The organism is Stieleria maiorica (genome assembly GCF_008035925.1).
Taxonomy (GTDB): domain Bacteria; phylum Planctomycetota; class Planctomycetia; order Pirellulales; family Pirellulaceae; genus Stieleria; species Stieleria maiorica.
Genome location: NZ_CP036264.1, coordinates 1643759 through 1656925 on the forward strand (window position 1 = coordinate 1643759; position 13167 = coordinate 1656925).

9 protein-coding genes are annotated in these 13167 nt (G+C 59.5%); 8 read left to right on the forward strand and 1 reads right to left on the reverse strand.

The features are described 5' to 3' along the window. Positions 1 to 176 precede the first annotated feature (176 nt). The 4 genes from Mal15_RS05415 to Mal15_RS05430 all read left to right on the forward strand — a co-directional run bounded on the left by Mal15_RS05415 (position 177) and on the right by Mal15_RS05430 (position 4390). Complete coding sequence (locus Mal15_RS05415) at positions 177 to 629, forward strand: hypothetical protein (RefSeq protein ID WP_147866829.1); 453 nt, start codon at positions 177 to 179, stop codon at positions 627 to 629. A 58-nt stretch (positions 630 to 687) separates the two neighbouring features. Further along, positions 688 to 1785, forward strand: a complete 1098-nt coding sequence (locus tag Mal15_RS05420) for a DUF1559 domain-containing protein (RefSeq protein WP_147866830.1) — start codon at positions 688 to 690, stop codon at positions 1783 to 1785. A 186-nt stretch (positions 1786 to 1971) separates the two neighbouring features. Beyond that, on the forward strand, positions 1972 to 3660 hold the full coding sequence (locus Mal15_RS05425) for a hypothetical protein (protein WP_147866831.1): 1689 nt from the start codon (positions 1972 to 1974) through the stop codon (positions 3658 to 3660). A gap of 115 nt (positions 3661 to 3775) precedes the next feature. Continuing rightward, positions 3776 to 4390, forward strand: a complete 615-nt coding sequence (locus Mal15_RS05430) for a PEP-CTERM sorting domain-containing protein (protein WP_167546646.1) — start codon at positions 3776 to 3778, stop codon at positions 4388 to 4390. A gap of 106 nt (positions 4391 to 4496) precedes the next feature. Here Mal15_RS05430 and Mal15_RS05435 read toward each other — a convergent pair whose 3' ends face one another. Continuing rightward, entirely contained in the window at positions 4497 to 5645 is a 1149-nt protein-coding gene (locus tag Mal15_RS05435) for a helix-turn-helix domain-containing protein (RefSeq protein ID WP_147866833.1), read from the reverse strand. A gap of 408 nt (positions 5646 to 6053) precedes the next feature. Here Mal15_RS05435 and Mal15_RS05440 point away from each other — a divergent pair, with 408 nt between their 5' ends. From Mal15_RS05440 to Mal15_RS05455, 4 genes are all read left to right on the forward strand, one after another. Further along, complete coding sequence (locus Mal15_RS05440; RefSeq protein WP_147866834.1) at positions 6054 to 8207, forward strand: outer membrane protein assembly factor BamB family protein; 2154 nt, start codon at positions 6054 to 6056, stop codon at positions 8205 to 8207. After that, positions 8204 to 9577, forward strand: a complete 1374-nt coding sequence (locus tag Mal15_RS05445) for an outer membrane protein assembly factor BamB family protein (protein ID WP_147866835.1) — start codon at positions 8204 to 8206, stop codon at positions 9575 to 9577. The genes Mal15_RS05440 and Mal15_RS05445 overlap by 4 nt, the downstream gene beginning before the upstream one ends. After that, complete coding sequence (locus Mal15_RS05450; RefSeq protein ID WP_147866836.1) at positions 9574 to 10731, forward strand: hypothetical protein; 1158 nt, start codon at positions 9574 to 9576, stop codon at positions 10729 to 10731. Before Mal15_RS05445 ends, Mal15_RS05450 begins: the two co-directional genes overlap by 4 nt. Before the next feature lie 243 nt (positions 10732 to 10974). Continuing rightward, the gene (locus Mal15_RS05455; protein ID WP_147866837.1) at positions 10975 to 13167 is read left to right on the forward strand and encodes a hypothetical protein; all 2193 of its coding nucleotides are present in this window, start codon (positions 10975 to 10977) and stop codon (positions 13165 to 13167) included.

Below are 13167 nucleotides of genomic sequence, written 5' to 3' on the forward strand. Positions count from 1 at the left end.
AACCGAGTGCGCAATCCGCTTTTTTTTTCGCCTGCCGGTCGCTTTACTTCCTGCCGCACCGCCCGGCACCACGCCCCAGGCGACGTGCAACTAAACGACTTCAAATCGCGGTGACGGTGACGCTGATGGTGACGCTGAAATCGCACCACGGCCGGATCGAATCATTGCCCATCGACATGAACAAAATCATTCTCCTGTTCGCTTCGTTGACGGTCGCCTGCTCGATCGGATGTGGCGATCCCACACTGCATCAGGTGACCGGGAAAGTCACGTTGGGAGGCAAGTCCCACGAAAGGCTGCTCGTCTACATGCGTCCGCTGGATGAACCCGTCGACAAGTTCCGCATGGGGGTCGGTGAAACCGACGCCGAGGGCGTGTTGACGTTGCGAAGTAGCGCGGGGGACGGACTGGCCGAGGGCAATTATCGCGTCTCGTTTTCCTGCATGGTTCAAAAGGGGGTCGGCAGCGAAGAGACGCTCGATCCGAATGAAAAGCACGACGACAACCCCAAGCTGATCACCGAAGAGATCGTACCCGAGCCTTACTCAAGCGACTCGGAAAGCCCCGTCGAGTTTACGGTCGGGGACGGCGGCGGGAATGAATTTGTCTTTGACATTCCGGCCAAGTGAGCCCATGCCGGAATCCTGAGTCTTCAACCATTTCATTGTCATCTTGACCCTAAGAATCATGAATACCCATCGAGCGCATGTCAGGTCCGCATTCACGTTAGTCGAACTGCTTGTCGTGATTGCGATCATCGGCGTGCTGGTCGGTCTGTTGCTCCCAGCGGTCCAGGCGGCTCGCGAAGCCAGTCGCCGCATGACCTGTTCAAACAAACTGAAACAGATCGGTTTGGCGACGCACAATTTCGAATTGGTCCACAAGGGGCTTCCGATGCTGGGCGAGGCCCAGGAGGGTGGTCACTGGAGTGCGTTCATCCTGCCGTACCTGGAACAGTCCTCGACGTTCGAGCGTCTTTCGTTCGGTTCGGTCAACTGGGCCGCTTCGATCGCACGTGAAGACGCGGCGTTGGATTCATCCAGCCCCGAGCTGCGCCAGATCGCCGCCTGCCAGATCACCGTGGACGCCTACAAGTGCCCTTCATCGGTGATGAACGGTCCGGTCTTTGACGCCTCCTGCTACTCGCCGCCGTGGTTCGTGTCACAGCGAGAGCCGGCGAACTACCTGGGCGTTGTCACCGGCATTCAGCCCAACGACTGGAAGCCGGCATTCGGCTGGGGACGTCCCAATCGAGCGTTCTGGGGACCTGACCGGACGCCGACGAAGCATCACAGCGAACTGGACGGCATGATCATCACGCGTCCGCCGGAAAAGGCTCGGATCAGCCAAGGCGGCATGGACGGTGCGAAGTTCCGCGATGTGACCGACGGTCTGGCCAACACGTTGATGTTCGGCGAAGTCGAACCGGATTTTGTCCACAGCATCGAATCGTCGCGACAAGAGAACCAGAACACCGGCCGCAAGGACCACTGGGCCATCGGCGGTGATGATTTCGACAACTGGGAAGGCACCGACTGGTCCGAACAAGGTGGTTCGACCGCCGTCGTGATCAACTACAAGCGTCCCGACGATGTCCGCTTCAGTGACGCGTCGCCCGAGTGGGCCGCGTACGAAGTGAGCTTCGGCAGCAATCATCCCGGCGGCGCCCAGTTCTGTGCCGGCGACGGATCGGTCCGGCTGATCTCCGACAGCATCGACGCCAAGCTGTTCAGTGCCTTGGGAACACGTAACGGGGCCGAACATGAAGCCCCGATGCCCGAATAGTCCCCCGCCAGGCAATCGATCCCGGCCGTTCATCGTTTCGACCATTCAATGTCTCGAAGGTTTTCCGTTTTACTTACTTTGGAGTATCAACTGATGAAAAGCTTCCTCCCGAGGCGAAGCATTTACGCGACCTTGTTTGCGCTAGTGTGTGTGTGTTCTCTGCACGCGCCTGCAAACGGGCAAGTCATGGAAGTCGCTTTCGATGATTTCGAAGGCTTGAACATGGTTCCGTTCACGCTGGACTACAGTTCTCCCTACTTTCTTGATGGCACCGACTGGACCAAGGACTTTCCCTCGGGATGGGGCTTGGACAATTCCAACAACGGCTATGACAACTCGACGATGCCGGGTGAGTTTGACGGTTGGTCGCTGATGGATGTCGGCTCATGGATCGGTCACGCAGGCGAACAGGCCGGACGTGACCGCTGTTTTTTCGGAAACTCCGGGCGAAACGTTGCCCTGGTGGCCGACCCCGATGAAGCGGACGACGGCGGCAACACCGACCTGGGCAGCCCCGACAACCCGCTTTACAACTCTTACATCTCGCGGACCTATGACGTCACCGGAAAGCATCTGGCATCGTTGATGGTCAGTTTTGACTATGACTTTGTTTGCGAAGACACTCAAACCGGTGTGGTCGACATCTCCTTTGACGCCGGCAGCACCTGGCAGAACCTGCTGACGATCGATTCGACCGTCGACAGCGGCGCGTTCAGTACCGAGCTCGGCAACCAAGGGACGTTCATCGCCGGGGTCGACTTCACCGCCGACCTGACTGCGACGGAAGTCGTCCTGCGGTTCGGCTGCATCCGAGCCAGTAATGATTGGTGGTTTTGCGTCGACAACATCGGCATCGCCGACCAGGACGGCGTGATCGCGCTGGACGACTTTGAAGACCCCGCACTCGCGGCGGCGATGTTGCCCTTTGACGCGGCCAACGACGGTCCCACCGAACCGTTCGATCCTTCCGACGGCACCGATTACAGCGATACGATCCCGAACTGGACGGTTTCCAACGACGGCACCCCCGACTTCCCGACCAAGAAGATGTACCGCACCAGCCAGGAAGGAGCGTTTCAGGGTTGGAATGCCGTCGACTCGCTGTCCTGGTTCGAACAACAGGGAGATCAGCAGCGTGGCTTCTTTAACTTCCCCGCTCGCAACACGATCCTGTTGTGCGACGGGGATGCCCACCAGGACGACTTGGTCGCTTTAGAGGAGGGTGAACCCGGGACGCCGGAAGGCGAGTCACAGTTCAATTCGTTCATCGAGCGAACCTATGACATGAGCGGCTATGACAACACGACGCTCGAAATCGAGTTCCTGTGGGAAACACGTTTGTTCGCATCGCAGCGCGCGTTGGCTCAGGTTTCGTTCGACTACGGACAGACGTGGACGACCATCTTGGATGTCGACTCTGATCGCTTAAATCTGTCCGAAGGCGCCCCCGAAGACCCAACTTATGAATTCACGTTGTTCCCCTATCTGTTCAACGACAACAACAGCAACGGGTACGTCGACAGCGATGGTGAAGACGTGGTCAATACCTTCGCCGGTCCCGATCAGTACCTGTTCGGTGACGCACTGAGCAGTCTGCCGGCGGCCAAAAGCAACGTGCTGACGCTCCGTTTCGGCTGCATCGACACCGGCAACGACTGGTGGTTTGCCGTCGATGATGTTCGCATCAAAGCGGAAACTCAGGGCTACGTGATGGGGGATTCAACCGGTGACGGGAAAGTCGACTTTGCCGACATCGACGGTTTCTCCAACGCCCTGTTCGGCGCGGCCGGATACGACCCGCGTTTCGACTTCAAGGCCGATGGCGTCATTAACTTTGATGACATCGACGGTTTTGCCGCTGAACTCTTCAACTAATTCTCTGCCGCTTGTTTCTCGAGTAGTGGACGAGGCGACGAGTCCTCGCAGCGGCCAATCCGAAAGGACTCCTCGCGTCGTCCACTACCGTTATCCTTCAACTGGAATGAATCACATGAAAAAAGTTTTCTTCGCCATGGTGATGCTCGTGATCACCCCCGCGTTCAGTCGCGCTGAACTCGTTTTAGGCCGAAGTCTGGCGGACGCCCAATCCGGCAGCGCATTGAACATGAACCTGGGTGCCACCGAGACCTTGGAGATTTGGGCGATCGGTGCGACAGATCAAAACATCCGTGCCCTGTCGTTCAACCTGACCGCCGCGACGCCCGGCGTTGTCAACTCGACCGCGCTTGCGTTCGACGACCTGGGAGGTCGCTGGCCGCTGAACAACACCACGTTCGACTTGCTCGGCCAATCCGCTTCCGGGCTATTGATCGATGACGCTCAGGTCGCCACGTTCGGCAACTTTGCCGGAACCGGCGTGAGCTTCACCGCCACCGAGCCGGCGATCCGTTTGGGGACGCTGGACGTTTCGGCCGACTCGGCCGGATCGTCTTTGCTCAGCTTCAGCGCGGGCTCCAACGGCGTCAACGATCAAACCGGTGCGATCAGCGGTTTCGCCGTCGGCGGACGCACACTGAGCGTGATCACCGCCATCCCCGAACCTTCGTCCGCCGCGTTGATCGCGATGGGCGCCGCAGCCGTTGTGATTCGCCGCCGCCGCCGCTGATCTGTGGCCCGTCGGTCTATCTCCAATCACCTGAACGCCCTCCTGTCGATCAATGGGGAACGGCAGGGGGAGTTCGGGGTTTGGAGGCGCCATTGGTGTCTCGCCTTTAGGCAACTCCGAAATCTCCCGAGGCATGCACGGCGCGATACTTGCTGGGCGCACAGCCTAAATTGCGTTTAAAGAATCGTGTGAATGCGGACGGCGAGGAGAACCCTGTTCGTCTGGCGATGTCGTCGAGAAACAGATTGGTATCGGACAGCAAACGCTTGGCTTTCCGAAGTTTGAATTCGTTGATGACTGCGGAGGGGGATTTGTCGAGCGTGCGAGCGAGTTTGATTTCCAGCGTCCGCCTGGAAACATCCATCTCGCTGGCCAGCTTGGTCGCATTGATTCCTTGAGCCAGATTTTGGTCGATCAACCGCATGCAGTTTTGAGTGAAAACGTCATAAAACGCAACCACTTTGGACGATTCTCGCTCGATCACATCGACCGGCGGAACCAGACCGATCGGAGGGGCAGGTGACCGGCCTGACATGATGCCGTGCAGTGTCTTGGCAGCCTCGAAGCCGACCTGGTTCGGATTTTGAAACACGCCGGAAATCGAAATCGGCGCCAGTGCCGCGGACAGTTCGTCATACTCGCAGGTGACGATCGAGACTTCGTCGGGAATGGAGATGCCACGGCTTAAACAAATGGAAATCAGAATCCTGGCTTGATCGGTCGACCAGGTCACGATTCCGATCGGCTTAGGCAACTCCTGGACCCATTGGCAAAGTTTTTGACGCAAGCCGGTCCGGTACGTTTGCCTGTCGGGAAACTCAAACACCAGCAAATCGGGACCCAGGATATTCTGGATCGTATCGAACAACACCGACGGATAGCCCTGCCAATGCGGAACCCCGACGTAACCGAAGACTTGGAACTGTTTCGACGCGATGTAGCTGGCGACCATTTCGCCGCACATTGCCGGGTCTGCAACGACGCTGACCGACTGGTCATAATTCAATCCCCGCCAAGAGACATTGACGGCAGGGCAGCCCGCGTCTTGGACCTTCGACCACAGCGCATCGCTGGTGCCACGGAACAGGATTCCGTCACCGTCCCAGCCCTCGGGCAGCGAAACCTCGCCCTTGGGGAATTGCAACCCGTTGATCGACGTCGCCGGGTACAGGAAATCCCAACCGCCGTGCATCCGGCTGTAGGCCGACGCGCCCAGAATGATCCGGCGGTTGAAATTGTTCGAAGCCTGGATCAAAACGGCAATCTTGACGAGCCCCGAGATGATTTTGCGGGCAGATGGGATTGGCTTGGACGTGGTGGGGATTCCCAAATCGGATTGCGTCGTTGAATGATCGATTGCTTCGCCGTATCGCCAATGTGACGATGGAATCGCTGCGTGCCGGATGCCGACCGACCGTTGGGCACATTGTTTTGATGCGGACGAAGGTTGTGCGTCGGCGAAGATCAAGAATTGATGAATGTCATATCATCATCGATACAACCACGATTCGATTTGAACTGGAGGGGCTTGTCGGAATCAATGATGATCAATAGCGTGAGATTCACATCCGGCGAGAATCCAATCGGATACGATAGACACAGCGTTGTGGTTATCGTCACCTATGTTGTTTGCAATCGTCAGTAGAAACTGTGGACGGACTTGATGGGCACACCCTACATTGATCGGATCGCTCGGCGTTCCTTGGATGTCGTCTTTATCGTTTCAATCGGCGTGGTGCTGGGGGCACCATCGATTAACGCTGAAACGACGGTTGGTACAGCGCCGGCGAAGCCGACGCCACTTGACGTCAGCCCCAGCGTTCGGTTTCTTACGCCGACGTCGGCGGAGTTTTGCTGGCAGGCGAACATCGCGGGACCTGCGGCACTCGCCTACGGCCCAACGAGAAAACTTGGCAGCGTGGTCCAATCCGAATCGGTCGGCACGTACCACCGAGTCGTCATCGACAACCTTCAATTCGGCCAGGACTACTGGTATCGATTCGGAGTTCGCCAGCAGGGCAAACGGCTGTTCAGCGAGATCTATCAGCTCGAAGGCCACATGAACTACACGCCGTCGCCGATCCAGGCGTCGGAATCGGTCGATGGTTGTCAAAGTGTGCTTGCACACCTGCGGCAATTGGGAGGTTATGCGGTGGTCGTCGAGGGCGTCGATCCGAGTTGGGCCGAATCGGTCGCCGCCGGGACTTCGATGACCGTCGTGCTGTCGACGCGGAACCCGAACACTCAAGAAACGCTTCGCCGCCGCTGGTACGCCGAGGGCAAGTATGGAACCCGGCTGACCGTCCAACAAGCGTCGGATCTGCCGTCGACGTTCGCCAATTTGGTGATCGTCCGCGAAGAAGATTTTGACGCTGCGATCGCGCGTCTGGCACCGCTCGGCCAAGTCGTCAAACTCGGCGGGGTCGCTCAGCCGGATGGATTCACATGGCAGCGGCTTCGGCCCGATGTGATGATCGGCCGCCGAGCCGAGCAGCCCGATCTGGCCGCCTGGGGACACCAGTACGGATCGGCGGCAAACGCGTCTTATTCTGGCGAGAGGTTAGGCGGAGTGGACAACACCGCCGACCTGGAAGTGAAATGGATCGGCAAACCCGGCGCGGATTTCGGTATCGACCGCAACCCGCGCATGCCGGCTCCGCTGGCCGTCGGCGGCCGGCTGTTTCATCAAGGCATGAACCGCATGATCGCCGTCGATGCGTTCAACGGCGCTGTCCTGTGGTCGCTGGAGATTCCCGACCTGCGTCGCGTGAACATCCCGCGTGATTCTGCCAATTGGTGTGCCGATGAGTCGAACGTCTATGCCGCAGTCAAAGATCGGCTGTGGGTGATCGATGCGGCAACCGGTGAAATGAATCGCACGATGCTGCTTCCAAGCGAACACCAAGACGATTGCGAATGGGGGTATGTTGCTGTCACCGAGAACCTTGTCGTCGGAACGGCCGTCAAACAGGGCAGCGCGTATTCCACGTTTTGGGACAAGGCCGCTTGGTACGACGGCAAAGACGATGCCGCGACCGCCAAGGTCTGTGGAAACTCCATCGCCGCCTATGACAAAGACTATGGCAGCATCCAGTGGGAACACCACGCCGATGCGATCGTTCATTCGACGATCACGATCCAGGGCGATCATGTTTACTTCGTCCAAGTCGACGACCCGTCGCTACAAGATTCCGAGACGGGAAAGCTGGTCAATTCCAAGATCTGGCACGCCGCGTCGGTCGTCTGCCTGGATTTGCACAGCGGAAAACAGTTGTGGAAATCCAAGGTTCCGCCCCAAAATCACGAGGCGATCATCAGCTTCGGGATCGCCGACGACCAGCAGTTTGTTTTGCAAACCTCGGGCAAAAGACAGTTTCACTTTTTGTCACTGGACGCCAACGGCGGCCGGACGCGCTGGGATCAATCAGTCGACTGGCCCGAAGACCACCACGGCGCACACGTCCAGCATGCCGTTTTGATGAATGGAAAACTGATGGTCCAGCCCCACATCTTGGACGCATCCGATGGCAGCATTTTTAAGTCGGGGACGCTCGGCAAGCGACGCGGGTGTGCCACGCCGATCGGTGCCGGCAACTCGGTTATTTACCGTGGCGGGACGGGCCCCTTGACGCTTTGGTCTCTCGAAAACGATAGCACCAGCGAGTTCGCACGGCTGCGGCCGAGTTGCTGGCTGAGCACGATCCCGGCCCAAGGGATGCTGTTTTCGCCCGAAGGCGGCGGCGGTTGCTCGTGCGGCGGCTGGATGGAAACCTCGATCGGATTCGCACCGGTGGTTGAGCACGGAGACTTCAAATGAACGGCTTTCGAATTTGTCTGATCGCACTGGTGATCACCGCGGTTTCCTTGTCCACCGAAACGGCGTCGGCGGAAAATTGGCCGACCTATCGACACGATGTCCGGCGCAGCGGTGTCACGAGTGAGTCGCTGGCGTTTCCGCTGCGGCAATCCTGGGTCCGACGTTCCCCGCAAGCTCCGCAAACCGCTTGGACTGGTCCCGCCAAATGGGACGCGTACTCCGGCAATAGCGGCTTGCAATCGATGCGGAATTTTGATCCCTGCTTTTTTGTCACTGCGGCGGACGATCTGGTGTACTTCGGTTCGTCGGTCGATGACGCGGTGCACGCCCTGGATGCGTCCGGCGGAACCGAACGCTGGGTGCACTTCACCAATTCCGCGGTGCGTTTTCCGCCGACGATCGATCGCGGCAGGGCGTATTTTGGATCGGACGATGGGTTTGTGTATTGTTGTGACCGGCAGACCGGTGAATTGATTTGGAAACGTTGCGCGTCGCCGGCCAACCGCATGGTGACCAGCAACCGAAAGATCATTTCGATGTGGCCTGTTCGCACGGGAGTCCTCGTTCAAGACGGCAAAGCGATCTTCGGGGCGTCACTGGTCCCCTGGAATGATTCGTACCTGTGGAAAGTCGATTGCAGCGACGGCAGCGTCGAGCGCGACGATTGTTTCCAGACGGTGGCCGAAGGTGTCACGCTGCAGGGGGCGTTGCTGGCGTCGCACGACAGGATTTATGTCCCCCAAGGCCGCGCCGCACCGCTGTCGTTTGATCTTGGTGACGGAAAAAATCTCGGTGCGATCGGTGAAGCAGGCGGCGTGTTCTGTGTCTTGACCGAAGATGAAATGCTTTTGGCCGGGCCTCAACACCAAAAGGAAACCGACAGCCAGATGCGGATCGCCGACGGCCGCAGTCGCCAGCGTTTGGCAACGTTCAGCGGCACCAATCGCATCCTGGTCGACGGCGACCATGCCTGGATCCCCAGCGGAGGCACGCTCCGGATGCTGGTCCGATCCAGCTATGTCCAGGCACAGATCGAAGCGGCAAAGCATTACGCAATCTTCAGCGACGACAAGATCACCGACACCGCGATCAAACAGAAAGCCAAGGTGGCGTATGACGCCGCCCAAAAACAGCAAGACCAGGCATGGAAATGGCAGGTCGACTGTCCCGCGCCCAGTGGGTTGATCAAGACAGCAGACGCCGTCATTGTCGGACTGGACAACGAAGTCCGCGCCTTTTCCGCAGCGACGGGCGAGTTGCGTTGGAAACATGATGTGGAGGGAGTCGCACATGGTTTGGCCGTTGCGGCGGGACGATTGTTCGTCAGCACGGGACGGGGGCACATCTACGCTTTTGAGTCGGCCGAATGAGACGCGTCTTTCTACTCCCGGTCGGTTTGCTGCTCGGATGTCTGGTTTCGTCACCGGAGTTGCATGCGTGCAAGGTGCCTGTGTTCCGCTATGCACTGGAACGTTGGCCCGCCGACAATTACGCCATGGTCGCGATCATCGATGGTCAACCCGACGATAGCGAGACGAAAGCAGCGCTGGACGCATTGAAGTCGCTCGATCAATCGTCGGCCAACGTGGAGGTCGACGTCGTCGATCTGTCAACGTTGTCCGAAGCGGAGTTGTGGTCGGTCGAAGGTTTGGAGAGCACGGAAGAGGTTCCGCTGTTGCAGGTGTTCTATCCGGAGCGTGGTGCGCCGACGCGACAGTTGTGCTGGTCGGGCGAGTTGACGAGCGAGAACGTGGTCCGTTGGAGGCAGTCGCCGCTGCGGAAACAAATCGCGGAAGACCTGTGCCGTGGCGTCTCGGCCGTTTGGGTTTTTGTCGAAGGCGAAGACGACCAGCAGAACGCCAAATTCTATGCCGAGCTTTCGGCCGCTCTGGAATTGGCGGAGAAGACCGTGGCGTTGCCCGAAGGCGTGATCCGACGAAAGGATGCCGGCGCGGTGTTGAAGGATGATCCCAGCGCATCGATGGACGACGTGCTGCGCTGTGACATCCCGCTTCAAGTGAACTTTACCATCGCCGTCTTGTCGCCCGATGACCATGACGAATTGGCCTTCCGTGCCATCGTCAACGGGATTGCCGATTCGGTCGCGATGCCGTGCATGATTCCCGTGTTCGGACGAGGGCGAATGATCGAACCACTCTCGGCGCCGTCGTTCGGCGAACACTCCGTCGTCACCGCGTGCAACTATCTGTTCGGTGAATGCAGCTGCAGCGTTAAAGCGCTCAATCCCGGCATGGACCTGCTGCTGGACGTCGATTGGCAGCAGATTCTCGGTGCCCAGGTCGTGGTTTCCGACGCGGCCACGTCTGAGGCCGCAGAACCGCTGCTCATTCCGCCGGGGCGCCCGGATCACCATCAAGTGGACGAACAAACGGGGCAGCCGGCGGCGCGGGATCTGGACCGGCCCCGGTCCGGTGGGGCCGTCTGGGGCGTGTTCGCTTTGGTGGGGGCTGCCGCCGTGGTATTTTCGACGCGGTCCATCGTGAAACGGATCGGCCGCAGTTAGCGGTCCACCACGACTCGTTTTCGGTTGGGTTGGACAGTCGCCGTCCTCTCCGAGGTCGGCGCGGGGCAACGCTACGCGTTTTCGCGTGCGCCGAGTTCGGAGAACACGGCGACTCTCGGAGCCGTCGCGGTGCACTGGTGGTGCGCATTGGGGGGCACGCCTACTCCTTCGGGTCGCTCGGCGCTGGGAATTGTCGACGATCGGGTTAGAATCTGGTGTCGCCAATCTTCTCCCGAGCTCTCAATGACCGTCGTTTCTTGTCCCCGCTGTGGCCAGCTCGCTCGTTTGCCGGCCGCTGTACTGCCCGCTGACAGTTCGGTTCAGTGTCCGTCGTGTCGCCAGACAGTGGCTGCCGAACGCTGGCTGGAGCAGCTTCCACCGCTGGCGACCGTGTTGCGCTCCGACGGGACTGTCGTCAATGTGACAGGGCTGGAGAATTCCGTTCACAGTGACCCTGTCGCAGCCAGTGACCCTGTCGCAGCCAGTGACCCAGTCGCAGCCAGTGACCCAGCACTTGCCGAGGCCCAGACGCCGTTGGTGGACGGCGAACCAGCGATCGGAGCCGCGGAAGTCGATCCGGAGGCTGAGGCGGATCCTGACGTCGAGATCGATTTGGATGCCGAAATCGAATTCGACGAATCGCCGTCGCATTCTGGGATCTCCCAGGTCGGCATCGGCGAGGATGCGTTCGCGGTCGAACAGACGCGAAAGTCACCTTCGTTGGACCCGACCGAGCTTCCCTGCGAGTCGCCCGAAGCTTGGGAGCCGCAGGATCCGATCTCCGACGCCGATGTCTTTGGTGATCATGACGAAGAGGAGTTCAATGCGACCGATGAGTTCGGCGATCAAGCGGCGGCTAGGAAGGTTCCTCTGGTCGACGACGACCGATCGTATTACGAGCGTCACCAGTGGGGGCGTCGGCAGCGAGATTCGATCCGGTTGTTGAAGATTGCTTCGCCGACGCTGATCGCGTTGCCGATCATTGCTGCGATCCTGTACGTTTCGGGGTTCAACTTCGGGCTGGGGATATTGGGCCGGTCTGACGAGAAAGTCGCCTCGGCGTCACAATCGACTGTCAATAAGAATCAGCGATCGCCCGAAAAAACCTCGCCTGCCGTGCGTCCTCCGGTCGGTCGCGTGCTCGTCGATTCCGGTTCGAATGGCGACGACGAACCGGCCAGCGCGGCGCCAGGCGGCCGGCGGGAGCCTGACGAAACGGGCGATCAGGACAGTGATCCGATGACTCCCCAGGACATCGTCGCCGGTCTGTTTGATCCCGACCGCGATGTGGACGACCAGTCGGAACACGGCGATATGGGCATCGATCAAATGCTTGAGGACCTGAAGCAAACCGGCGAGGCGCTCGCCGAACAGTCTGACGCCGAGTCCGATCAGCCCTCGGCATTGACTATCGCGATGCGAGCGAAGCAACAGTGGGAGGAACGCAACCGTCAACCGCCACAAGATTCGCGCGAGCGAGAAGCGGCGCTGCTCAACAGTGCAACGCTCTCTTTCCCACAGGAACCGCCATCGGCGGATGCCATTTTGCAGACGAGCGCCGAATCGGTCATCCAGCCGACGGACTCCGAGCCCGCATTCGTTCCACCCGAGTCCGGTGTTGCCGAGTTGAGTGTTTCCGGTCCCGATGCTGCCGAATCGGAGCGCCCAAAAAACAACCTTCCAACGCCCGAAATAGCGGCAGATCATGCGCCCGAGTCGCCGCCGTTCTCAGCCCCTGAACGCAGCGTCCCTGAACCCGTTGTCCCTGAACCCGTTGTCCCTGAAACGGATACCCCCGATGCTGATGTTCCCCAAGTGGATACGCCCGCGCCTGAAGTCGCCGCGCCTGAGGTTGCCGAGTCTGAGGTTGCCGAGTCTGCGGTTGCCGAGTCTGCGGTTGCGGAATCGGAGACCCATCAACCGACTGTCGATGAACCCGACCGTGCCGAACGCGCGGCCTCACGAGGCGACACCCCCGAGTTGATCAGCGGGTGTGAGCGGGCGGACGCGTTGATCGGGCGCTTGCAGTCCGGTCGATCGGCAGCCGAGTCGACGCGTGACGACGTTGTGGCGCGATTGCGTGCCTATCGAGCCGTCGCCCAGATCGGCAGCTCGGAACTCGCCGGGGAGAGCCCGTGTGTGACGCGGTTGCTGGGTTCGTTGGCCTCGTCAGCGGCGCTTGAACAACTCGAACCGTTGTGCGGTGAATGGATCGACTGGGGGCGACGGCAAACCGACGGGATGTTATTGATCGGAAAGCTGAAAACGGGGGACAAGACAACGTATTTTGAACTCAGCGATGGGACTCGATTGGACGTCCAATTGCCCACCGAACTCGACCTGCCCATCGGATCGCGATGTGCAGCGATCGGTAAAATCATTTCAACCGAAGATGTACCGCTGATCCGGCTTGTCGCAGGTGTCGTGGTACCTTAG

Coding starts and splice junctions, on each gene's coding strand:
- Mal15_RS05440 (WP_147866834.1), top strand. CDS start 6,054: ATGGGCACACCCTACATTGATCGGATCGCTCGGCGTTCCTTGGATGTC.
- Mal15_RS05450 (WP_147866836.1), top strand. CDS start 9,574: ATGAGACGCGTCTTTCTACTCCCGGTCGGTTTGCTGCTCGGATGTCTG.
- Mal15_RS05420 (WP_147866830.1), top strand. CDS start 688: ATGAATACCCATCGAGCGCATGTCAGGTCCGCATTCACGTTAGTCGAA.
- Mal15_RS05425 (WP_147866831.1), top strand. CDS start 1,972: ATGGAAGTCGCTTTCGATGATTTCGAAGGCTTGAACATGGTTCCGTTC.
- Mal15_RS05455 (WP_147866837.1), top strand. CDS start 10,975: ATGACCGTCGTTTCTTGTCCCCGCTGTGGCCAGCTCGCTCGTTTGCCG.
- Mal15_RS05445 (WP_147866835.1), top strand. CDS start 8,204: ATGAACGGCTTTCGAATTTGTCTGATCGCACTGGTGATCACCGCGGTT.
- Mal15_RS05430 (WP_167546646.1), top strand. CDS start 3,776: ATGAAAAAAGTTTTCTTCGCCATGGTGATGCTCGTGATCACCCCCGCG.
- Mal15_RS05415 (WP_147866829.1), top strand. CDS start 177: ATGAACAAAATCATTCTCCTGTTCGCTTCGTTGACGGTCGCCTGCTCG.